The 18,668-nt window shown below is 67.0% G+C and carries 19 protein-coding genes; 12 read left to right on the plus strand and 7 right to left on the minus strand.

The window, feature by feature from the left end; translation table 11 throughout:
* The first annotated feature begins 71 nt into the window (after positions 1-71).
* Positions 72-1,688: an L-aspartate oxidase gene (gene nadB, locus PNI01S_RS25440; RefSeq protein WP_024765534.1), complete on the plus strand. Its 1,617-nt coding sequence runs from the start codon at positions 72-74 to the stop codon at positions 1,686-1,688.
* Here nadB and PNI01S_RS25445 read toward each other — a convergent pair.
* Positions 1,657-2,109, minus strand: a complete 453-nt coding sequence (locus PNI01S_RS25445) for a protein YgfX (RefSeq protein WP_084359658.1) — start codon at positions 2,107-2,109, stop codon at positions 1,657-1,659. The genes nadB and PNI01S_RS25445 overlap by 32 nt on opposite strands.
* Positions 2,093-2,347 carry an FAD assembly factor SdhE gene (locus PNI01S_RS25450; RefSeq protein ID WP_024765533.1) on the minus strand — a complete coding sequence of 85 codons (255 nt, stop codon included), beginning with the start codon at positions 2,345-2,347 and terminating at the stop codon, positions 2,093-2,095. Before PNI01S_RS25450 ends, PNI01S_RS25445 begins: the two co-directional genes overlap by 17 nt.
* A 169-nt stretch (positions 2,348-2,516) precedes the next feature.
* Between PNI01S_RS25450 and ygfZ the strand changes: the two genes are divergently transcribed.
* Positions 2,517-3,452 carry a CAF17-like 4Fe-4S cluster assembly/insertion protein YgfZ gene (gene ygfZ / locus PNI01S_RS25455; protein WP_084359659.1) on the plus strand — a complete coding sequence of 312 codons (936 nt, stop codon included), beginning with the start codon at positions 2,517-2,519 and terminating at the stop codon, positions 3,450-3,452.
* A gap of 45 nt (positions 3,453-3,497) precedes the next feature.
* The gene (locus PNI01S_RS25460; RefSeq protein ID WP_024765531.1) at positions 3,498-4,334 is read left to right on the plus strand and encodes an HDOD domain-containing protein; all 837 of its coding nucleotides are present in this window, start codon (positions 3,498-3,500) and stop codon (positions 4,332-4,334) included.
* Between the two features lie 75 nt (positions 4,335-4,409).
* On the opposite strand, the gene tctE is transcribed toward PNI01S_RS25460, so the two are convergent.
* Positions 4,410-5,816 (minus strand): sensor histidine kinase, encoded by a 1,407-nt coding sequence (gene tctE / locus PNI01S_RS25465; RefSeq protein ID WP_024765530.1) that lies wholly within the window; start codon positions 5,814-5,816, stop codon positions 4,410-4,412.
* A complete protein-coding gene (gene tctD / locus PNI01S_RS25470; protein ID WP_024765529.1) occupies positions 5,809-6,480 on the minus strand; it encodes a response regulator in 672 nt (223 codons plus the stop codon). Before tctD ends, tctE begins: the two co-directional genes overlap by 8 nt.
* 287 nt (positions 6,481-6,767) lie before the next feature.
* Here tctD and PNI01S_RS25475 point away from each other — a divergent pair, with 287 nt between their 5' ends.
* Genes PNI01S_RS25475 through PNI01S_RS25490 form a run of 4 tightly spaced genes read left to right on the plus strand, consistent with a single transcriptional unit; the run spans position 6,768 to position 11,112 of the window.
* Positions 6,768-8,057, plus strand: coding sequence for an OprD family porin (locus PNI01S_RS25475; protein WP_084359660.1), 1,290 nt, complete (start codon positions 6,768-6,770; stop codon positions 8,055-8,057).
* A gap of 29 nt (positions 8,058-8,086) precedes the next feature.
* Positions 8,087-9,064: a Bug family tripartite tricarboxylate transporter substrate binding protein gene (locus PNI01S_RS25480; protein WP_084359661.1), complete on the plus strand. Its 978-nt coding sequence runs from the start codon at positions 8,087-8,089 to the stop codon at positions 9,062-9,064.
* A gap of 49 nt (positions 9,065-9,113) precedes the next feature.
* The gene (locus PNI01S_RS25485) at positions 9,114-9,581 is read left to right on the plus strand and encodes a tripartite tricarboxylate transporter TctB family protein (RefSeq protein ID WP_038803784.1); all 468 of its coding nucleotides are present in this window, start codon (positions 9,114-9,116) and stop codon (positions 9,579-9,581) included.
* A 10-nt stretch (positions 9,582-9,591) separates the two neighbouring features.
* On the plus strand, positions 9,592-11,112 hold the full coding sequence (locus PNI01S_RS25490) for a tripartite tricarboxylate transporter permease (protein ID WP_084359662.1): 1,521 nt from the start codon (positions 9,592-9,594) through the stop codon (positions 11,110-11,112).
* An 80-nt stretch (positions 11,113-11,192) separates the two neighbouring features.
* Here the strand turns inward: PNI01S_RS25490 and ung are convergent, their stop codons facing one another.
* The 3 genes from ung to PNI01S_RS25505 form a co-directional block, all read right to left on the minus strand.
* Positions 11,193-11,885 carry a uracil-DNA glycosylase gene (gene ung, locus PNI01S_RS25495; RefSeq protein WP_024765525.1) on the minus strand — a complete coding sequence of 231 codons (693 nt, stop codon included), beginning with the start codon at positions 11,883-11,885 and terminating at the stop codon, positions 11,193-11,195.
* 54 nt (positions 11,886-11,939) lie between these two features.
* Positions 11,940-12,506 (minus strand): hypothetical protein, encoded by a 567-nt coding sequence (locus PNI01S_RS25500; RefSeq protein WP_084359663.1) that lies wholly within the window; start codon positions 12,504-12,506, stop codon positions 11,940-11,942.
* Between the two features lie 95 nt (positions 12,507-12,601).
* Positions 12,602-13,480: an AraC family transcriptional regulator gene (locus PNI01S_RS25505; protein ID WP_024765523.1), complete on the minus strand. Its 879-nt coding sequence runs from the start codon at positions 13,478-13,480 to the stop codon at positions 12,602-12,604.
* 164 nt (positions 13,481-13,644) lie between these two features.
* Between PNI01S_RS25505 and PNI01S_RS25510 the strand changes: the two genes are divergently transcribed.
* From PNI01S_RS25510 to PNI01S_RS25530, 5 genes are all read left to right on the plus strand, one after another.
* A complete protein-coding gene (locus PNI01S_RS25510; RefSeq protein ID WP_065083960.1) occupies positions 13,645-14,808 on the plus strand; it encodes an isobutyryl-CoA dehydrogenase in 1,164 nt (387 codons plus the stop codon).
* A 122-nt stretch (positions 14,809-14,930) separates the two neighbouring features.
* On the plus strand, positions 14,931-15,749 hold the full coding sequence (locus tag PNI01S_RS25515) for an enoyl-CoA hydratase (RefSeq protein WP_065083959.1): 819 nt from the start codon (positions 14,931-14,933) through the stop codon (positions 15,747-15,749).
* Positions 15,750-15,759: 10 nt separating this feature from the next.
* On the plus strand, positions 15,760-16,863 hold the full coding sequence (gene dspII / locus PNI01S_RS25520; protein WP_065083958.1) for an enoyl-CoA hydratase/isomerase DspII: 1,104 nt from the start codon (positions 15,760-15,762) through the stop codon (positions 16,861-16,863).
* A gap of 134 nt (positions 16,864-16,997) precedes the next feature.
* Positions 16,998-17,882, plus strand: a complete 885-nt coding sequence (gene mmsB / locus PNI01S_RS25525; RefSeq protein ID WP_084359664.1) for a 3-hydroxyisobutyrate dehydrogenase — start codon at positions 16,998-17,000, stop codon at positions 17,880-17,882.
* 123 nt (positions 17,883-18,005) lie between these two features.
* Positions 18,006-18,647: an NAD(P)-dependent oxidoreductase gene (locus PNI01S_RS25530; protein WP_084359665.1), complete on the plus strand. Its 642-nt coding sequence runs from the start codon at positions 18,006-18,008 to the stop codon at positions 18,645-18,647.
* The last annotated feature ends 21 nt before the right edge of the window (positions 18,648-18,668 follow it).

Here is an 18,668-nt window from a genome sequence, read left to right on the forward strand (position 1 = left end):
TGTCATCGGTTCGCCAGTATTGTGCCGTGGCCCCCTTCTATATACTAGGGCGCCATTTTGTGGAGCCGGGTATGAGTCAGCATTTCCAGCACGATGTCCTAGTGATCGGCAGCGGGGCCGCCGGCCTGACGCTGGCTTTGACGCTGCCCTCGCACCTGAAGATCGCCGTACTGAGCAAGGGCGAGCTTTCCCAGGGTTCCACCTTCTGGGCCCAGGGCGGCGTCGCTGCCGTGCTGGATGACACCGATACCGTGGAGTCCCATGTCGAGGACACCCTGGTCGCTGGCGCCGGCCTGTGCCGCGAAGACGCGGTAAAGTTCACTGTCGAGCATAGCCGCGAAGCCATCCAGTGGCTGATCGAGCAGGGCGTACCCTTCACCCGCGACCATGAGCCGGGGCGCGAGGATGGCGGCTTCGAATTTCACCTGACGCGAGAGGGCGGCCACAGCCACCGTCGCATTATCCATGCCGCCGACGCCACCGGTGCGGCGATCTTCAATACGCTGCTGGAGCAGGCGCGCCAGCGGCCGAATATCGAGCTGCTGTCGCAGCGGGTCGCCGTCGACCTGATCACCGAGCGAAAACTGGGGATGAACGGCCAGCGCTGCCTGGGGGCCTACGTGCTGGATCGCGCCACCGGCGAAGTCGACACCTTCAGCGCGCGCTTCACCGTCCTTGCCTCCGGCGGCGCCAGCAAGGTCTATCTCTATACCAGCAACCCGGACGGCAATTCCGGCGACGGCATCGCCATGGCCTGGCGCGCCGGCTGCCGGGTCGGCAACCTGGAGTTCAACCAGTTCCACCCGACCTGCCTGTACCACCCGCAGGCCAAGAGTTTCCTGATCACCGAGGCGTTGCGTGGCGAAGGCGCCCTGCTCCGCCTGCCCAACGGCGAACGCTTCATGCCGCGCTTCCATGCCCTGGGCGAACTCGCCCCGCGCGACGTGGTGGCCCGCGCCATCGACCATGAGATGAAGCGCCTGGGTATCGACTACGTCTATCTGGACATCAGCCACAAGCCGGCCGAGTTCATTCGCGAGCACTTCCCCACCGTCTACGAACGCTGCCTGGACTTCGGCATCGACATCACCCGCGAGCCCATCCCGGTCGTGCCTGCGGCGCACTACACCTGCGGCGGCGTACTGGTGGACGAGCATGGCCATACCGATGTGCCGAACCTCTACGCCATCGGCGAAACCACCTTTACCGGCCTGCACGGCGCCAACCGCATGGCCAGCAACTCGCTGCTGGAGTGCTTCGTCTACGCCCGTTCCGCCGCCGCCGACATCCTCGCCAAGCTGCCCAAGGAGCAGGCCCCGGTCGCGCTGCCCTGCTGGGACGCCAGCCAGGTGACCGACTCGGACGAAGACGTGATCATCGCGCACAACTGGGACGAACTGCGGCGCTTCATGTGGGACTACGTGGGCATCGTGCGCACCAACAAGCGCCTGGCCCGCGCCCAGCACCGTGTGCGCCTGCTGCTGGACGAGATCGACGAGTTCTACTCCAACTACAAGGTCAGCCGCGACCTGATCGAACTGCGCAACCTGGCCCAGGTGGCCGAGCTGATCATCCTCTCTGCCATGCAGCGCCGCGAGAGCCGCGGTCTGCACTACACGCTGGACTATCCGGACCTGCTGCCCGAGGCCCGCGACACTATCCTGGCGCCGTCCACCTATTGCGGCTGAACCTCAGCCGCACCCGCAGACGCCGGTGCAACTCCGGCGCCAGGGCATCGGCGGGGACGCAGACGCTGCGCGCCAGCCAATCGCCGGGGCGGCGGAAACGCAGGACGATCAACCTGGGCAGCGCCAGGCTGTCCGGCATCAGCTGCACCGACTGGAAGCCTTCCCGCTCGCTCCACAGCTGCCAGCCCTCGGCGTTGTGGCGCAGCGCACGCACCGAATCCGGCGCGCGCAATAGAATCTGCCGCGGCACAACCCAGCAGGCATGCAGCAGGCCGAGACTCAGGCCGAGCGTTTTCCAGTGAAGGGGAATGTCCGCGAGCAGCAGCGCCAGGACGGCACCGAACTGCGCGGAGAGATAGGCCGCCAGCAAACCGATGGACGGTTGCCAGCGGCACTCGAAGGGGTCACTTCGGCTGGACACGGTCCAGGATCATGCGAACGATGATGCGCAGATCGGCATCTTCCGGTTCGCCGCGCTGCATGAACCAGCCGAACATGTCCTGGTCCTCGCACTCCAGCAGCTTGCGGAAGCGCGCCTGATCATCGGCGGGCAGGCCCGGGTAGACTTCCTGGACAAAGGGCACCAGCAGGACGTCCAGTTCCAGCATGCCGCGGCGGCTGTGCCAGAAAAGGCGTTTGAGTTCGGTTTCGTCGGTCATCTGCGGGCACCTCGATTAACAGCGGGCGAATACGTGTTGTCGCTCGCGAAGTCGACGGACGGCGCGAGCCGAGCGGCATTATACGCATGCTCGACTCCCCCGGCACCCGCTGACAAGGCGGGGCCTGAGCTCTATCATGAGGCCCCTAACTTTCTTCCAGCGAATCGTGATGACCGACTCTGCTTTCTACACCGAACTCAATCACGAAGGGATTCTCGCCGTCCGTGGCGCGGACGGCGCCAAATTCCTCCAGGGCCAGCTGACCTGCAATCTCAATTACCTCAACGCCGAGTACTCCAGCCTCGGCGCCCGTTGTACGCCCAAGGGCCGGATGACCTCCAGTTTCCGCATCCTCGCCGAGGGCGAAGGCTTCCTGCTGGCCATGGCCAGGGACCTGCTGGACAGCCAGTTGGCGGACCTGAAGAAGTACGCCGTGTTCTCCAAGGCCACCCTCTCCGATGACAGCAGCCAGTGGGCGCGCTTCGGCCTGAGCGCTGCGGACGCCGTTCTGGCCGAACTGAAGCTGCAGCTCTCCGGTGAAGCCGACCAGGTAGCGCGGGCCGACGGCCTGATCGCCATCGGCCTCGGCCAGGGCCGCGTCGAACTCTGGGTGCCGGCCGAGCGTGCCGCTGCCATTGCCGAGCTGTTGCAGGCCCACCTGCCCCACGCCGAACTCAACGACTGGCTGCTCGGCCAGGTGCGTGCCGGCGTCGGCCAGGTGTTCGGCGCCACCCGCGAACTGTTCATCCCGCAGATGATCAACCTGCAGGCCGTGGGCGGCGTGAGCTTCAAGAAGGGCTGCTACACCGGCCAGGAAATCGTTGCGCGCATGCAGTACCTGGGCCGCCTCAAGCGCCGCCTGCACCGTCTGAAGCTCAACAGCGGCGAACTGCCGGAGCCGGGCCGCGAGCTGTTCTCGCCGGTGCACTCCACCAGCGTCGGCGAGGTGGTACTGGCCGCCCGCGCGGCCGATGGCGTGGAGCTGCTCGCCGTGCTGCAGGACGACGCCGCTGCCGACGGCAATGTGCGTCTGGGTGAAGACCAACCGCTGCACCTGCTGGATATGCCTTACGTTCTGGACAGCGACCGCGAGATCCAGCGCTGAATTCCGTGCCGGGCGGGGAGCCCGGCTTTCCCTGAAGGACACTTCATGAGCAAGCTTGCCGAAAAAGTACAACAGGAACTGCTACGGGCCATCGACAACGATGAGCTGGTGCTGCCGACGCTGCCCGAAGTCGCCCTGCGCGTGCGCGAAGCGGCCGAAGACCCGGACATCAGCATCCAGGATCTGGCCAAGGTGATCGGCAACGACGCCGCCCTGACCGCGCGCATCATCAAGGTGGTGAACAGCCCCCTGCTGCGCACCAACAAGGAAATCAACGATCTGCAGATGGCGATCAGCCGACTGGGGATCAACTACACCTGCAACCTGGCCACCGGCCTGGCCATGGAGCAGATGTTCCAGGCCACCTCCGACGTGGTAGACCGCAAGATGCGCGAGGTATGGACCAAGAGCACCGAGATCGCTGGCATCTGCCACGCCCTGTGCCGCCACTACACTCGCCTCGCGCCGGACCAGGCGACCCTCGCCGGCCTGGTGCACCAGATCGGCGTGCTGCCGATCCTCACCTACGCCGAGGAGCACAGCGAGCTGCTGGCCGACTCCATCAGCCTCAACCACGTGATCGAGCGCATCCACCCGATCATCGGCGACCGCATCCTCAAGGCCTGGGACTTCCCGGCGCCGATCGCCGCCGTGCCGGGCCAGCACCTGGACTTCAGCCGCGACTCGGCCAAGGTCGATTACGTCGACATCGTCCAGGTCGCCACCCTGCAAAGCTACCTCGGCAGCCAGCATCCCTACACCGAGCTGGACTGGGCAATCATCCCGGCGTTCGCCAAGCTGGGCCTGGACCCGAAGGCGGACGTGAAGGAAGACGAAGACCTCTCCGCCGCCATGGAAGCGGCCATGAGCATGTTGCAATAACGGCATTGAGCTTGGCAGGGCTGCTCCTGCCCAGCGCTGAAACCCGCCCTTGCCGGCGGGTTTCGTGTTTCTGGCTCAGGCGTTTTCCGCCGGGAAGGTCACCCGCACCAGCAGCCCGCCCAGCTCGCCCTGGCCCAACTCGATGCGGGCACGATGCGCGCTGCAGATCTCGCCGACGATGGCCAGGCCCAGGCCGGTGCCCTGCTGGCGGCGGCGGTAGAAGCGGCGGAAGACCTTGTCGTGCTCTTCCGGCGGGATGCCGGGGCCATCGTCCTCGACCTCCAGTTCTGCCGGCGAACGCACGCGGATGATCACGTTGCCATCTGCCGGAGCGTGAGCGATGGCGTTATCCACCAGATTGCTGAGCAGTTCGTTGAGCAGCGTCGGGTCGCCCTTCACCCAGGCCGGTTCATCCGCTTCCAGCGCCAGCGCCACGCCGCGTGAATAAGCCAGGGGCGCCAGCGCCAGGCCGAGTTCGCGGGCCAGTTGGCCCAGTTCGATGCGCTCTCCTGCTCCTTCGGCAATGGCGCGGGCACCACTTTCGACGCGAGCCAGCGACAGCAGCTGATTGGCCAGCCCGGTCACCCGGTCGGTGTTCTGCACGGCCTCGACCAGCGTCGTGCGCCATCGCTGCGGGTCTTCCTCGCGCAGGCCCAGCTCCAACCGCGCCTTGAGCGCGGCCAGTGGCGTACGCAGTTCGTGGGACGCCTCGGCGATGAACTGCGACTGCCGGTCGAACAGCCCGCGCAGACGCACGGTGAAGTGGTTGAGCGCCGCCACCAATGGGCGCAGTTCCTTCTGCACACGGACTTCCGGCAGCGGGCGCAGGTCGTCAGGCTGGCGTTCCTCCACCGCTTCGCGCAGGCGATCCAGGGGGCGAAGGCCGGCGCTCACCGCGTACCAGACCATCATCAGCGCGGCGATGGCCGACAGCGCCAGGTTGAGCAAGGTGTCGGCGAGCAGGTTGCGCGCCAGCCGCTCCCGCGCGCCCATGGTTTCGGCGACGCGGATTTCCGCCATGCCGTTGACCGTCGGCTGGCTCACCGGCTGCAACAGGCTGACCACCCGCACGCCCTGCCCTTCGTAGGTAGCGTCATAGAACTTGGCCAGCGCCGGGTAATCGTCGGTGCGCGGGGTGGTCGGCAGCGGTGCCGGCAGGTTCTCGTAGCCGGAGATCATTTTCCCCTGGGGGTCGATCACCTGGTAGAAGATCCGCCCGGCGCTGTCGTACTCGAAGCTGTCCAGCGCCACGTAGGGCACGTTGGCGCGCAGGGTGCCGTCGCTGGCGTAGAGGCCGTCGGCGATGTCCCGCGCGGACGCCAGCAGCGTTCGGTCATAGGCTATGTCGGCGGCGTGGCGGGCACGCCAGTACGTGGCCGCGCTGCCGATCAGCAGCAGCACCAGCAGCAGGCCGCCAAGGCGCCAGAGCAGCCGCCCACGCAGGCTTCCCGTGCCGGGAAAGCGCCAGCGCCGTTCAGCCATCCTGGGCTTCCAGCAGGTAGCCCAGGCCACGGAAGGTGACGATACGCACCGAGCTGCCCTCGAGCTTCTTGCGCAGGCGATGCACGTAGATCTCGATGGCATCGGCGCTGGCATCCTGGTCCAGGCCGAACACCTGCGCCGCCAGTTGTTCCTTGCTCATCACCCGCCCCGGTCGCGCGATCAGCGCCTCCAGCACGGCCTGCTCGCGGGAAGTGAGGTTCATCGCCTGCTCGGCGAGAGTGAAGCGCCGCGCGCCGAGGTCGTAGACCAGTTCGCCGCAGCGCTGCTGCTGTTCACCGCCGAGCACACTGCGGCGCAGCAGGGCCTTCACCCGCGCTTCCAGCTCGGTGAGTTCGAAGGGTTTGGCCAGGTAATCGTCGGCGCCCAGGTTCAGGCCGTGCACACGGTCACGCACCTCGCCACGGGCGGTAAGCATCAGCACGGGCAGCGTCTTGCCGCGCTCGCGCAGGCGCGCCAGCACCTGGAAACCGTCCAGCCGCGGCAGGCCGACATCGAGGATGGCCAGGGCGTAGTCCTCGCTGGCCAGGGCCAGGTCGGCGGCCACGCCGTCCTGCAGCAGGTCCACCGTCCAACCCGCGCCCTTGAGCGCCTGGGCGACGCTCTCGCCAAGCTGCGGATGGTCTTCAACCAAGAGGATTCGCACGTGGGACTACCCCTTCGGACTACAGGTTCGGGCCGGCAGTTTACCCATCCGCGAGCCGCTGTGAATGGGGGAAATTCGCTGAAATCACTGTGAAAGGAGACTGAAAGCCTGGCGAAAGCTTAGCCCGTTAGCATCGCCGACGAGCCGCCTCCCAACCCCGTTCTTTTCAGCGCCGACTGCCCAGGCGCAACGGCGGGAGCAGCGGACTCGGCGACGGCAAAGACCGTCAACAGAGCGGAAGGCGGCGTGGTGCCCTTTCGCGACAACAACAAGAACGGAGACCACAGATGCCCACCGCCCAGCCTTTGGCTGCACCGGCTTTTGCCAAGCCCAACTCCCGCTGCCTGACACCCGCCCTGCTGGCTTTCGCCGGGGTCGCGCCGCTGTGCGATGCCGCCGGCTTTGTCGAAGACAGCAGCGCCACGCTCAGCACCCAGAACATCTATTTCAACCGCGATTTTCGCGACGGCGCCGGCCAGTCCAAGCGCGAAGAATGGGCGCAGGGTTTCATCCTCGACTTCCAGTCCGGCTATACCCCCGGCACCATCGGCGTCGGCCTCGACGCCATGGGCATGCTCGGCCTGAAGCTCGACTCCTCGCCGGACCGCACCGGCACCGGCCTGCTGCCCACCCATGACAACGGCCGCACCGCCGACGAATACAGCAAGCTGGGCCTGACGGCCAAGTTCAAGGCATCCGAGACCGAGCTGAAGATCGGCAGCCTGATTCCCGACCTGCCCACCCTGCAGCCCAACGACAGCCGCCTGTTCCCGCAGACCTTCGAGGGCGGCCTGCTCAACTCCACCGACCTGCCGGGCCTGAACTTCACCGGCGGGCGTCTGGAGAAAGTGAAGGACCGCGACTCCACCGACTACACCGACCTTGCGCTGAACAACAAGAACCGCCGCTTCTCCGGCGGCAGCGCCGAAGGCAAGCACTACGACCTGGCCGGCGGCGACTACAAGTTCACCGACCACCTCACCGGCCGCTACCACTACGCGCAGCTGGACGAGGTCTACCGCCAGCACTTCGTCGGCCTGCTCGCCGCCTATCCGCTGGGCCCAGGCAAGTTCAGCGCGGATGTGCGCCTGGCCATCAGCGACGACCAGGGCGAGGCGCGCGGCGGCGAAATCGACAACCGCGCCTTCAACGGCATGCTCGGCTACGCCCTGGGCGCCAACAAGTTCAGCCTCGGCTGGCAGCAGATGAGCGGCGATAGCGCCTTCCCCTACATCGATGGCAGCAACCCCTATCTCGTCAACTTCGTCCAGGTCGGCGACTTCGCCGAGACCGACGAGCGCTCCTGGCAAGTGCGCCACGACTACGACTTCGCCGGCCTCGGCATCCCCGGCCTGACCCTGATGAATCGCTACATCAGCGGCGACAATGCCAAAATCAACGGCATGGACGGTCACGGCAAGGAATGGGAGCGCAACACCGACATCAAGTACGTGATCCAGAGCGGCCCGCTCAAGGACGTGGCAGTGCGCGTGCGCAACGCCACCTACCGTTCGAGCTTCGCGCGGGACGCCGACGAGACGCGTATCTACCTCAGCTACTCCCTGGCGATCTGGTAAACCGACAACAACAAGAGAGGCATCGCACCATGTCCACCGTCCTGCGCAACCTGACCCTGGCCGGCGCCACCCTGCTCGCGGCCAGCCAACTGATGGCCGAGCCCAAGCGCCCGGAATGCATCGCCCCGGCCTCTCCCGGCGGCGGCTTCGACCTCACCTGCAAGCTGGCGCAGAGCGCCCTGGTGGACGAGAAGCTGCTGACCAAGCCGATGCGTGTCACCTACATGCCCGGCGGTGTCGGCGCCGTGGCCTACAACGCGGTAGTCGCCCAGCGTCCGGCCGACGGCAACACCATCACCGCCTTCTCCAGCGGCTCGTTGCTGAACCTGGCCCAGGGCAAGTTCGGCCGTTTCGACGAGAACGCCGTGAAATGGCTGGCCGCCGTGGGCACCAGCTACGGCGCCATCGCGGTGCCCAGCGACTCGCCGTACCAGAACCTCGGCGACCTGGTCGCTGCGCTCAAGGCCGACCCGGGCAAGGTAGTGATCGGCTCCGGCGGCACCGTCGGCAGCCAGGACTGGATGCAGACCGCGCTGATCGCCAAGGCTGCCGGCATCGATCCGAAGCAGCTGCGTTACGTCGCCCTGGAGGGCGGCGGAGAGATCGCCACGGCGCTGCTGGGCGGGCATATTCAGGTGGGCAGCACGGACATCTCCGACTCCATGCCGCACATCCGCGCCGGCAAGATGCGCATCCTCGCGGTGTTCGCCGAGGAGCGCCTGAAGGATGAAGGCATGGCCGACATCCCCACCGCCAAGGAGCAGGGCTTCGACATCGTCTGGCCGGTGGTGCGCGGTTTCTACGTCGGGCCGAAGGTGAGCGATGAGGACTACCAGTTCTGGAAGGCCTCCTTCGACAAGCTGCTGGCTTCCGAAGACTTCGCCAAGCTGCGCGACCAGCGCGAGCTGTTCCCCTTCGCCATGACCGGCCCGGAGCTGGACGCCTACGTGAAGCAGCAGGTCGCCCAGTACAAGCAGCTGGCCCGCGAGTTCGGCCTCATCCAGTAACGCCCCGTGCGGCGCCGCCTTCAACGAAGGCGGCGCCAGGAGACTCCCCATGTCCCGTACCAGCCTCTTCCAGCGGCTGTTCGCCGGCGCCTGGCTGTTCGCCTGCGTCGCCTTCGCCCTGATCGCCTGGCAACTGCAGGCGCCCTTCTCCTACGAACCGGTCGGCCCGCGCGCCTATCCGCTGCTCTGCCTGGGCTTGATGGCTGCCGGCCTCGCCTGGCTGATCGTGCGGCCCACACCGATCAAGCGCGAGGACGACGAGCCCGCGCTGGAAGGCGCGCTGCTGGCCAAGGTGGTGCTCTGCGTCGCGCTGCTCGCGGTCTACGCCGGGCTGTTCGAGCCGCTGGGCTTCATCCCCGCCAGTGCCCTGGTCGGCACCTTCATCGCGCTGATCTACGGCGGCCGCCCGGTGGCCAGCGTGGTCACTGCCACGCTGCTCGCCATCGGCCTCTACGTGCTGTTCGACCGCACCCTGGACGTCCCGCTACCGCTGGGCATCCTCGATCCCCTGCTCTGAGGACTGAATCATGGATACGTTGAGCTACCTCGGCCAGGGCTTCGGTGTTGCCCTGACCCCCTACAACCTGATCACCGCGCTGATCGGCACCCTGATCGGCACCGTCGTCGGCCTGCTGCCGGGCCTGGGCCCGATCAACGGCGTGGCCCTGCTGATCCCGGTGGCCTTCGCCCTCGGCCTGCCGCCGGAGTCGGCGCTGATCCTGCTGGCCGCCGTGTACCTGGGTTGCGAATACGGCGGACGGATTTCCTCGATCCTGCTGAACATCCCCGGCGAAGCCTCCACCGTGATGACCACCCTCGACGGCTACCCCATGGCACGCAACGGCCTGGCCGGCGTGGCCCTGTCGCTGTCGGCCTGGAGCTCCTTCATTGGCGCCTTCATCGCCACCTGCGGCATGGTGCTGTTCGCCCCGCTGCTGGCGAAATGGGCGATCGCCTTCGGCCCGGCGGAATACTTCGTGCTGATGGTCTTCGCCATCGTCGCCCTGGGCGGGCTGGCCGGCGACCGGCCGCTGAAGACGCTGCTGGCAGCGCTGCTCGGGCTGTTCCTGTCCAGCGTCGGGATCGACGCCAACAGCGGCGTGTACCGCTTCACCTTCGACAATATCCACGTCTCCGACGGCATCCAGTTCGTGGTGCTGGTACTGGGTCTGTTCTCGGTCAGCGAAATCCTCCTGCTGCTGGAGAAGACCCACCACGGCCACAAGATGGTCGAGGCCAGCGGACGCATGCTGTTCAACGCGAAGGAAGCGGCCTCGGTGGCAGTGGTCAACCTGCGCTGCGGCCTGCTCGGCTTCATCATGGGCGTGCTACCCGGCGCCGGCGCAACCCTCGCCAGCGCCGTGGCCTACATGACCGAGAAGAAGATGGCGGGCGAGTCGGGCAAGTTCGGCAAGGGCGACCTGCGCGGCCTGGCCGCCCCGGAAACCGCCATCGGCGCCTCCGCCTGCGGCGCCCTGGTGCCGATGCTGACCCTCGGCGTCCCCGGCTCGGGCACCACGGCGGTGATGATCGGCGCGCTCAGCCTGTACAACATCACCCCCGGCCCGCTGCTGTTCCAGGAACAGCCGAACATCGTCTGGGGCCTGATCGCCTCGCTGTTCATCGCCAACGTCATGCTGATCATCCTCAACGTGCCGATGGTCCGGGTGTTCACCCGCATCCTCTCGGTGCCGAACTGGGCGCTGGTGCCGGGCATCGCGATCATCACCGCCATCGGCGTGTACGCCGTGCACGCCACCACCTTCGACCTGTTCCTGATGGTCGCCATCGGCATCCTCGGCTACATCCTGCGCAAGCTGGACTTCCCACTCTCACCGCTGCTGCTGGGCTTCATCCTCGGCGGGCTGATGGAGCAGAACCTGCGCCGCGCGCTGTCCATCTCCAACGGTGAACTGGGCATTCTCTGGTCCAGCCCCATCGCCATCGGTACCTGGGCACTGGTCGCGCTGATGCTCGGCCTGCCGCTGCTCCGCGCCTGGCGCAAACGCGCCCGCCGCTCCCGCGAGGCGCTGGCTGACGCCGCGTAAAAGCAACCACGCTCGCCGCGTCGAGACGCGCGGCGATTTTCAAGGCCCGCCGTCGTGCGGGCCTCTTTTTGGGTAAGCGATCAAACCGGCGGCAGCGACCAGTCGATGGGCGGAAGGCCGTGCTGTTCGAGGAACTTGTTGGTGCGGCTGAAGTGGCCGTTGCCAAGGAAACCACGGTAGGCCGACAGCGGGGATGGGTGCGCGGACTTGAGCACCAGATGCTTCTGCGCGTCGATCAGCTTCTGCTTGCTCTGGGCATGGGAGCCCCAGAGCAGGAATACCAGGTTCTCGCAGCGTTGGCTGACCACTTCTATCACCTTATCGGTGAACGGGCCCCAGCCCGACTGGGCGTGGGAGCCGGCACGAGCCTGCTCCACGGTCAGCGAAGTATTGAGCAGCAGCACGCCCTGCTCGGCCCAGTGCTGCAGACAACCATGATTGGGAATCGGAATGTTCAGATCGCGATGCAGCTCTTTATAGATGTTCTGCAGCGACGGCGGCGTCGGCACTCCCGGCTGCACCGAGAAGCACAGGCCATGGGCCTGGCCGGGGCCGTGGTACGGGTCCTGGCCGATGATCACCACCTTGATGCGCGCAAGCGGCGTGGTGTTCAGCGCGTTGAAGATCAGCGGGCCGGGCGGGAAGATCACCTTGCCGGCGGCCTTCTCCGCGCGGAGGAATTCGCCCAACTGCTTCATGTAGGGCTTCTCGAATTCCTCGTGGAGGGCTTCTTTCCAGCTGGGTTCCAGCTTGATCCGATCTTCGTTGGTCATGGTGCGTCTGCCTGGTGAAACGAACCGGCACGCTAAGCAAGCGCCCCGGCCAAGTCAAGGCGCCTTGCGCCGCACCGCCCACCCACCCGGCAAACGCGGCACACCGCTGCCCAGGCCGGCGAGCATCCACACCACCACGGCAAGGGTCAGACCCAGGTGAAACAGCTCACGGCGTGGCACACCGGCCAGTTCACCGCGGGTACCGATCAGCAGGCCGCTGCCGATGAACAGCAGCGCGCCGAGCAGGGCCAGCAGAGGTCGCCGCGAGCGCCCCGGCCAGGCGATGACCAGAAGTGCAACGAGGTTGGTCAGCAGCGTGGCCTGGGACGGCAGCATCACCAGCGCCATGCACGCCAGCAACACCAGCGCGCGCTGCAAGGGCGAACCGGAGAGCCGCCCCAGCGCGATCAGCGGCAAGCCGACCGCACCGGAGAGCACGCTCGCCAGATGATGGGGTTCGGCCAGCACCGTGGCGCCACCGTACTCCAGCGCCCCGAGAAACGCCGCAGCGCCCATCGACACGAAGCCCAACGCCCGCCAACCCTGTTGCTCGCGCAGGGCGAGCCAGGCGGCGATGCAGCAGGCCAGGGTCAGCAGCAGTTCGGCGATCACGGGCAGCATGGGGCATTCCTTTATTGTCGTCGCCGCAGACTAGCGAGCCTCGACTCGATCTGCACGGTGTCACACGCCATCCCGGTAGACGCCGCGCGTCAGGCTCAACCGGTATGCAGCGCCCGGTAGTGACTGGGCGCCATGCCTACCACGCTCTTGAACAGCCGCGAGAAGTAGTACGGATCGGCGTAGCCCAGCTGCTCGGCGACCTGGCGCACTTCCAGGTTGCCCTGGTCGAGCAGGCGGCAGGCGTGGGTCATCTTCAGCCGGATGAAATCCTGGATCGGCGCCTGGCCGGTCAGCGCGCGGTAGGTCTTGGCGAAGTGGAAGCGCGACAGGCGGAACTGCGCGGCCAGCTCGTCGAGGTTCAGCGCGTCGTGCAAATGCTCGCGCATCATCGCCTGCACTGCCTCCACGTCCAGCACCCGGCCGGACTTCAGCCGCGCTCGCGCCGGGCGCAGGGCCAGGGAAGTCAGCAGGCTCTGCAGCAGATGGGCGGCATGGATGAAGTGCGGCAGGCTCAGGCCCTGGCGGCGCAGGGCCAACAGTGCGTCGAACTCGCCCAGAAGGCGTGGCTGCACACCCACGCGCAGGCGCGGCGACTTGCCCAGCGGACGGAGGAAATCCTCCGCCAGCCGGCCTTCCAGGTGCACCCAGAAGATCGACCAGGGCCGCTGCGGATCGGCGCCATAGGCATGGGCACGGCCCTTGGGCAGCACCAGCAGGTCACCGCTGGAGACCTCGAATCGTCCATCTGCTGTTTCCAGCCAGCCTTGCCCGGCGCTGCAGTAGATCAGCAGGTGATCGTCCGGGCTGTCCCGCTCCATGCGGTGCCCCACGGCTGCCGGGTAGTAGCCCAGGGCCAGTGGATAGCAGGCCTGCCCCAGCGGATGGCGGTCCAGCGCGCGGCGCAGGCGTGGCGGAGTGATGAAGCGCACGCCCTGCTGTGGCAGCGGCCAGGTGGAAATGAGCGGGCGGGACACGGCTGGCCTCCGGAATCGGCAATGCCAAGATCGTCCATCCATTGCCCAAGATCGTCAATCCACAGCCGCGGGCGCAACCGCTATAACCGGAAGTCTCCAAGCGAAAAGAACGCGTGCCGCCACGCACGCCGCTGTAGCCGACAAGAATAAACAGAGGTAGCTGCATGCATTTCGATCTGTCCGAAGAACAACGCCTGCTGGTGGACAGCGCCCGCGCCTTCGCCAGCCGCGAACTGGCGCCCCACGCCGCCGACTGGGACCGCCAGCACCACTTCCCGGTGGAGGTCATCCGTCGCGCTGCCGAACAGGGCTACCTGGGCCTGTACATCGCCGAAGAGGACGGCGGCCTGGGCTTGTCGCGGCTGTCCGCCTCGCTGATCTTCGAGCAACTGGCCGCCGGCTGCGTCGCCACCACCGCCTACATGACCATCCACAACATGGCCAGCTGGATGCTCGCCAGCTTCGGCGACGCCGCGCTCAAGGAGCAATGGCTGCCGGGGCTGATCGGCGGCGAGTTGCTGGCCTCCTATTGCCTTACCGAACCCGACGCCGGCTCCGACGCCGCGCGCCTGCGCACCCGCGCCAGGCGGGATGGCGACGACTACGTGCTCGACGGCGCCAAGACCTTCATCTCCGGCGCCGGCAGCACCGACGTGCTGATCGTCATGGCGCGCACTGGCGAGGAAGGCGCGAAGGGCATTTCCTGCTTCCTGGTGCCGGCCAACGCCGAGGGCATCCGCTACGGCCGCAACGAGGACAAGATGGGCTGGAAGGCCCAGCCGACCCGCACCATCACCTTCGAAGGCGTGCGCATTCCCGCCGGCAACCGCATCGGGCCGGAAGGCCAGGGCTTCGTCTATGCCATGAAGGGCCTGGACGGCGGCCGCCTGAACATCGCCAGTTGTTCCCTCGGCGCGGCCCAGGCGGCGCTGGAGCAGTCGCTGCGCTACGTCGAGGAACGCAAGCAGTTCGGCAAGGCGCTGGCCGAATTCCAGGCATTGCAGTTCAAGCTCGCCGACATGCTCACCGACCTCACTGCCAGCCGGCAGATGGTGCGCCTGGCCGCGCACAAGCTGGACCACAAGGACGGCGAGGCGACGCTGTATTGCGCCATGGCCAAGCGCTTCGCCACCGACCGCTGCTTTGTGTTGTGCAACGAGGCGCTGCAACTGCACGGCGGCTACGGCTACCTCAACGACTACCCGCTGGAGCGCTGGGTGCGCGACAGCCGCGTGCACCAGATCCTGGAAGGCACCAACGAGATCATGCGGGTGATCGTTGCCCGCCGGCTGCTGGAGCAGGGTGGGATGCTGGATCGTCTGCTCTGATCCGCCCCCCCAATCACTGGAAAAACCGCCCGCCTGCGCGGGCGCAATCGAACAGATCGGACATGGACGCGCCCTGCCGCGCGCACCTAGAGTCCATGCCCAAGACCGCCAAGGAGATGCCCATGAGCAACGCCCTCGAGCCCTACAAGCCCGGAGTCTTCGACCTGACCCACAAGCTGACGGTGGAAAAGCACGGCCACACCGCACTGATCACCATCAACCACCCGCCGGCCAACACCTGGGACCGCGACTCGCTGATCGGCCTGCGCCAGGTGATCGAGCACCTGAACCGCGACGACGACATCTACGCCCTGGTGGTGACTGGGCAGGGGCCGAAATTCTTCTCCGCCGGCGCCGACCTGAACATGTTCGCCGACGGCGACAAGGCCCGCGCCCGCGAGATGGCCCGCCGCTTCGGCGAAGCCTTCGAGGCGCTGCGCGACTTCCGTGGCGTCTCCATCGCCGCAATCAACGGCTACGCCATGGGCGGCGGCCTGGAGTGCGCGCTGGCCTGCGACATCCGCATCGCCGAGCGCCAGGCACAGATGGCCCTGCCCGAAGCTGCCGTGGGCCTGCTGCCCTGCGCCGGCGGCACCCAGGCGCTGCCGTGGCTGGTGGGCGAAGGCTGGGCCAAGCGCATGATCCTCTGCGGCGAACGCGTGGATGCCGAGACGGCGCTGCGCATCGGCCTGGTCGAGCAGGTCGTCGACACCGGCGAGGCACGCGGCACGGCCCTGCTGCTGGCGGCCAAGGTCGCGCGCCAGAGCCCGGTGGCCGTGCGCACCATCAAGCCGCTGATCCAGGGCGCCCGCGAACGCGGCCCGACCACCTGGCTGCCGGAGGAGCGCGAGCGCTTCGTCGACCTGTTCGACGCCGATGACACCCGCGAAGGCGTGAACGCCTTCCTGGAGAAACGCGATCCGCACTGGCGCAACCAATAAGGCCCCGACCATGAATGTGATGTTCGAAGAACGCCCCGGCCTGCACGGCTTCCGCATTGGCGTGGTGACGCTGGACGCGGAGAAGAGCCTGAACGCCCTGAGCCTGCCGATGATCGAGGCGATGAACCATCAACTGCGCGCGTGGAAGGACGACCCGCAGATCGCCTGCGTGGTGTTGCGCGGCAACGGCGGCAAGGCCTTCTGCGCCGGCGGCGATGTGCGCAAGCTGGTGGACGCCTGCCGCGAGCAGCCCGGCGAGGTTCCCGCCCTCGCCCGCCGCTTCTTCGCCGACGAATACCGCCTGGACTACCTCATCCACACCTACGGCAAACCGCTGATCTGCTGGGCCCACGGCTACGTGATGGGCGGCGGCATGGGCCTGATGCAGGGCGCCGGCGTGCGCATCGTCACGCCCAGCAGCCGCCTGGCCATGCCGGAAGTGAATATCGGCCTGTACCCGGATGTCGGCGCGAGCTGGTTCCTCGCCCGCCTGCCCGGCCGCCTCGGCCTGTTCCTCGGCCTGACCGCCACGCAGATGAACGCCCGCGATGCACTGGACCTGGACCTCGCCGACCGCTTCCTGCTCGATACCCAGCAGGAAGACCTGATCGAAGGCCTGGTGCAACTGAACTGGCGCGAACAGGCCGACGTGCAACTGCACAGCCTGTTGCAAGCGCTGGAAAACGAAGCCCGCGGTGAATTGCCGGATGCCCAGTTGCTGCCACGCCGCGAGCGCCTGGATGCGGTGCTGGACAGCGCCAACATCGCCGAGGCCTGGCACGCTCTAACCGCACTGGCCGATGACGAGGACACGCTGATCGCGCGGGGAGCGAAGACCCTCGCCTCGGGCTGCCCGCTGACCGCTCATCTGGTCTGGGAACAGATCCGCCGCGCACGCCATCTGTCGACTGCCGAGGTGTTCCGCATGGAGTACGCGATGAGCCTGAACTGCTGCCGCCACCCGGAGTTCCCGGAAGGCGTGCGGGCCCGGCTGATCGACAAGGACAACACCCCGCACTGGCACTGGCCGGATATCGCTGCCATACCTGATGCTGTGGTGAATGCGCACTTCGACGCCACCTGGGAGGGCGAGCATCCGCTGGCGGATCTTTAGCCGCCGCTGCCGTCCTCTGTAGGAGCGAGCTTGCTCGCGAACCAGCCCAGCAGCGAATCCGTTCGCGAGCAAGCTCGCTCCTACAAAGAGCAAAAGCGCTGGAGTGCCCTGCGGTCCAACAGGAGGAAACCAGCATGCAAACCATCGCCTTCATCGGCCTCGGCCACATGGGCGCCCCCATGGCCGCCAACCTGATCAAGGCAGGCTACCTGCTGCGCGTGTTCGACCTGGTGCAGAGCGCCATCGACGGCCTGGTCGTCCAGGGTGCCAGCGCCGCTCGCAGCGCCCATGACGCGGTAGACGGCGCCGACGTGGTGGTCACCATGCTGCCGGCCAGCGGGCACGTCGAGGGGCTGTACCTGGGCAACGAGGGCCTGCTGGCGCACATTGCCCCCGGCACCCTGGTGCTGGAGTGTTCCACCATCGCCCCCGCCTCGGCACGCAAGGTCCACCAGGCTGCGGCCGAGCGCGGTATTCCCATGCTCGATGCACCGGTCTCCGGCGGCACCGGCGGCGCCATCGCCGGCACCCTGACCTTCATGGTCGGTGGCGACGCCGAGGTGCTCGAACGCGCCCGCCCGGTGTTCTCCGCCATGGGCCGGAACCTCTTCCACGCCGGCGGCGACGGAGCCGGGCAGGTCGCCAAGGTGTGCAACAACCAATTGCTCGCCGTGCTGATGATCGGCACCGCCGAATCCCTCGCCCTCGGTGCCGCCAATGGGCTGGACCCTGCCGTGCTGTCGGAGATCATGCGCCGCAGCTCCGGCGGCAACTGGGCGTTGGAGGTGTACAACCCCTGGCCCGGTGTCATGGAGAATGCCCCCGCCTCACGCGGCTACACCGGCGGCTTCATGACGTCGCTGATGACCAAGGACCTGGGTCTGGCGCTGGAAACGGCGCAGGTCAGCGGCAACAGCACGCCCATGGGCAGCCTGGCACTGGCGCTGTATCGCCTGCTGGTGAAACAGGGCCATGGCGAGCAGGACTTCTCGGTGGTGCAGAAACTCTTCGATAACTGACCTTATTGTGAAGCCACGCTTACGAGTGCATGGCGTAAGGGTGGCTTTATCCACAACCGCGTCGGGTCGAAGATGAATCACCTGCCGCCAGCGCGCGGCGATTTCTCCCACAAAGGTGATTCCATGAACATTGCCCTGATCGGCGCGACCGGCCACGTTGGCCACTACTTCCTCGAAGAAGCCCTGCGCCGCGGCCATAGCGTGACCGCGCTGGTGCGCGACCCGGCGAAGCTGCCGGCGCGCGAAAACCTCAAGGTGGTCCAGGCCGACGTCTACGACCCGGCCCAGGTCGCCCGCGCCGCGGCCGGGCAGGACGTCGTGGTCAGCGCATTCAATGCCGGCTGGGGCAACCCGGATATCCGTGGCGCCCACGCCAAGGGCAGCCGCGCCATTCTTGACGGCGTGAAGGCGTCCGGTGTGAAGCGCCTGCTGGTACTCGGCGGTGCCGGCAGCCTGGAGATCGCCCCCGGCCAACGTCTGGTGGACAGCCCGGAATTCCCCGAGCAATGGAAACAGGGTGCACTGGGCGCCGCCGACGCGCTGGACCAGTTGCGTGCCGAGAAGGAACTCGACTGGGCTTTCCTCAGCCCGGCGATGCTGCTCGACGGCGAAACCCGCACCGGCAGCTTCCGCATCGGCGGCGACCAGGTGTTGTTCGATGGCAACGGCGAGAGCCGCATTTCCCTGCCGGACCTGGCGGTGGCGATGATCGATGAGGCCGAGCAGGCCAATCATCATCAACAGCGGTTTACCGTGGCGTACTGATCTGACGGGCAGAAAGAAAAA

Origin of the sequence: Pseudomonas nitroreducens NBRC 12694 (genome assembly GCF_002091755.1) — a bacterium.
Classification (GTDB): Bacteria; Pseudomonadota; Gammaproteobacteria; order Pseudomonadales; family Pseudomonadaceae; genus Pseudomonas; species Pseudomonas nitroreducens.

Coding starts and splice junctions, on each gene's coding strand:
- nadB (WP_024765534.1), top strand. CDS start 72: ATGAGTCAGCATTTCCAGCACGATGTCCTAGTGATCGGCAGCGGGGCC.
- PNI01S_RS25450 (WP_024765533.1), bottom strand. CDS start 2,347: ATGACCGACGAAACCGAACTCAAACGCCTTTTCTGGCACAGCCGCCGC.
- ygfZ (WP_084359659.1), top strand. CDS start 2,517: ATGACCGACTCTGCTTTCTACACCGAACTCAATCACGAAGGGATTCTC.
- PNI01S_RS25460 (WP_024765531.1), top strand. CDS start 3,498: ATGAGCAAGCTTGCCGAAAAAGTACAACAGGAACTGCTACGGGCCATC.
- tctE (WP_024765530.1), bottom strand. CDS start 5,816: ATGGCTGAACGGCGCTGGCGCTTTCCCGGCACGGGAAGCCTGCGTGGG.
- PNI01S_RS25475 (WP_084359660.1), top strand. CDS start 6,768: ATGCCCACCGCCCAGCCTTTGGCTGCACCGGCTTTTGCCAAGCCCAAC.
- PNI01S_RS25480 (WP_084359661.1), top strand. CDS start 8,087: ATGTCCACCGTCCTGCGCAACCTGACCCTGGCCGGCGCCACCCTGCTC.
- PNI01S_RS25485 (WP_038803784.1), top strand. CDS start 9,114: ATGTCCCGTACCAGCCTCTTCCAGCGGCTGTTCGCCGGCGCCTGGCTG.
- PNI01S_RS25490 (WP_084359662.1), top strand. CDS start 9,592: ATGGATACGTTGAGCTACCTCGGCCAGGGCTTCGGTGTTGCCCTGACC.
- ung (WP_024765525.1), bottom strand. CDS start 11,885: ATGACCAACGAAGATCGGATCAAGCTGGAACCCAGCTGGAAAGAAGCC.
- PNI01S_RS25500 (WP_084359663.1), bottom strand. CDS start 12,506: ATGCTGCCCGTGATCGCCGAACTGCTGCTGACCCTGGCCTGCTGCATC.
- PNI01S_RS25510 (WP_065083960.1), top strand. CDS start 13,645: ATGCATTTCGATCTGTCCGAAGAACAACGCCTGCTGGTGGACAGCGCC.
- PNI01S_RS25515 (WP_065083959.1), top strand. CDS start 14,931: ATGAGCAACGCCCTCGAGCCCTACAAGCCCGGAGTCTTCGACCTGACC.
- dspII (WP_065083958.1), top strand. CDS start 15,760: ATGAATGTGATGTTCGAAGAACGCCCCGGCCTGCACGGCTTCCGCATT.
- mmsB (WP_084359664.1), top strand. CDS start 16,998: ATGCAAACCATCGCCTTCATCGGCCTCGGCCACATGGGCGCCCCCATG.
- PNI01S_RS25530 (WP_084359665.1), top strand. CDS start 18,006: ATGAACATTGCCCTGATCGGCGCGACCGGCCACGTTGGCCACTACTTC.